The organism is Paraburkholderia ginsengiterrae (assembly GCF_001645125.1).
Taxonomy (GTDB): domain Bacteria; phylum Pseudomonadota; class Gammaproteobacteria; order Burkholderiales; family Burkholderiaceae; genus Paraburkholderia; species Paraburkholderia ginsengiterrae.
In genome coordinates this window covers 1-559 of record NZ_LXKA01000054.1, presented here as the reverse complement: position 1 = coordinate 559, position 559 = coordinate 1, and the positions used below count along the sequence as shown (strand labels likewise).

1 protein-coding gene is annotated in these 559 nt (G+C 62.6%); it reads left to right on the top strand.

Annotated features, from left to right (window positions below; genetic code table 11):
• A partial coding sequence (locus A6V37_RS03625; protein ID WP_131799776.1) for a TOBE domain-containing protein occupies positions 1–558 on the top strand: 558 nt, incomplete at its 5' end.
• Between the last annotated feature and the right edge of the window lies 1 nt (position 559).

Below are 559 nucleotides of genomic sequence, written 5' to 3'. Positions count from 1 at the left end.
GTGAACATCATCGAGAAGGTGGACGTGACCTGCGTGATGGTCACGCACGACCAGGAAGAAGCGATGACGATGGCTGGCCGCCTCGCCGTGATGAGCGAAGGCCGCATCGTGCAGATCGGTTCGCCGAGCCAGGTGTACGAGTTTCCGAATAGCCGCTTCTCGGCGGAATTCATCGGCTCGACCAACCTGTTCGAAGGCACGGTGGTCGAGGACGAACCGGATCACATCTTCGTGGAAAGCGAGGATCTCGAAACGCGCATGTACGTGAGCCACGGCATCACCGGGCCGCTCGGCATGCCGGTGGGGATCTCAGTGCGCCCTGAGCGCGTGAAGGTGTCGCTGGAGAAACCGTCGTCGCCGCACAACTGGGCGCGCGGCGTGGTCTCGGACGTGGCGTACATGGGCAGCTATTCGCTGTATCACGTGCGCCTGCCGAGCGGCAAGACGGTGGTGTCGAATCTGTCCAGCTCGCACCTGATGAGCGAAGGTGCGCCCTCGTACAACGACGACGTGTTCGTCTACTGGTCGCCGGCTAGCGGCGTGGTGCTGACGCAATGAG